Annotated in this window: 1 protein-coding gene; it reads right to left on the reverse strand. The window is 47.0% G+C overall.

Annotated elements, in window-relative coordinates; all coding sequences use genetic code 11:
- Positions 1–13: 13 nt before the first annotated feature.
- Entirely contained in the window at positions 14–1435 is a 1422-nt protein-coding gene (locus tag AB4Z33_RS30905; RefSeq protein WP_442053569.1) for a hypothetical protein, read from the reverse strand.
- Between the last annotated feature and the right edge of the window lie 294 nt (positions 1436–1729).

Below are 1729 nucleotides of genomic sequence, written 5' to 3' on the forward strand. Positions count from 1 at the left end.
CAATACAAGAGGGTTAACGGGTAACAACTTGACGAGAATAGCTTTCATTCAATAGAATTAACCCTCTTAATTTACTACCTGCCAGATGCGGCGCCCCCACCTCATCGGCTTGTTCGTCAATGATTACAACCACATTTAGCGGAAACAGTTTGCCAAGCAGTGCCCACACAATGAGCGGATTGCCTCCAACCGAAATGTAGTGAACGCCATCTTCATCAAACGCCGCGAGTCCTGTCACCCCCAATATATCCGAAGCAGAGTGTTCGATCCATTCGGAACGGGCCGGCCAGGCTGTACTTTCTGCGGATACGTGGATTTGCTCAGGACGATACATATATCGGTGTCCTCGCATTGCCTGCCCAACGTCCACACGATACTCGTAAGTCCCATCCGACAATCTCAGATTTAATATAACCCGACCATGTTCATTTGCTTCGGGTACGATATCTATTTCGTTTTGGAAACTCGCTTCATTGTTATTCTCTTGCTTTAATGTACGGGAACCGATCCAACTGCGGGTGGCTGCGTAGTAATCGCCCTCAGCATAATCGAAGACAACGGAGTCTGCCCCCCCGGCCTTCTGATACGGCAATAGATGAGCGGGATGCCAGCAGAGTAAGCTTTTTGTGGCGGTAATCGGTTTCCCAATTGCCGCAGGCAGCACCATCCCGAGACGGTTTTGAAATCCGTATCCAACCCTGGAGAGCTCAGGGCTTAAGAAACTTTGCGCGAAGCGTACAACCTCTCTGTGCGGCATTTGTTTGACCATCAGTTCTGTGAGGAAACGATTCCGCGCCTGCTCGACAAAACGAAGTCCCTTCGCTTGATCCCCCTCCACGATCATAATAGGAACTTCCTCCCAGTTCTCAAAAGGCATCAACGCATCTCTCAGGAGGATAAGTTGGTGCAGATACTCATTAAACAACTGCATGATTTCGGGGCTACCCTTTGGCCCCATTAAAATGCTCACCACCTCTGGCGTCCATCGATGATTGTCACACTGGCTTCTATGAACAAGCTGGAGTAAGGCTTTTTCTCCGTACATCAGCCAAGCCGACTTCTCTAAATAATATTCTCGAGCCCAGATTGACAATGTGTTTCCGATTTTTTGCGCCTGATCGAGGAACGGGCGTTTCGTTTCAGCTCCCGAGGCGATTAAGGCCAACGGCAGCACGGCTTCTCTTCCGGAAACTCCTAAGCTGGATTGGAGATTCCTTAGCAGCGACTCACCAGCTGCATATTCCCCAAGCTGTAAGCAAACCGCCTCGAGTAAGGCACTAGTTTCACGGACGATATCTTTTGCACGGTACACTCCAACAGGGAGTTCCCATTGCGATTTCTCTTGAGAGTCTACAGAACGAAACGTCGTAGTCTCGATATCAATTCGCGACCCAAGGCGCAGGCTGTAATCCTCAATTTTGATCCGATATTCCAACTTAATCTCTCCCTTTCATCATTTCTGACTCAGTATAAATTCAATTGACATACTTGAAAAGTACGCACTTTTTGGTATGTCAATTTCAATTAAGTGACTAAGTTTCATGAAGGAAACCTTAGATAACATTAGGGTAGAAGATACCTATAAATTAGATAGCTCGGGTTTACAGACCTATCATCATACCGGTTAAACACCCGAATTATTGAGTCTAGGACACTTAACGTTCTTCTATCTTAGAAATACTCGTTTTCACTCATACTTTTATAGTTTTTGGCACGATCTGCCCTGACG

This window comes from Paenibacillus sp. 2TAB19, from assembly GCF_052115185.1.
GTDB lineage: Bacteria > Bacillota > Bacilli > Paenibacillales > Paenibacillaceae > Pristimantibacillus.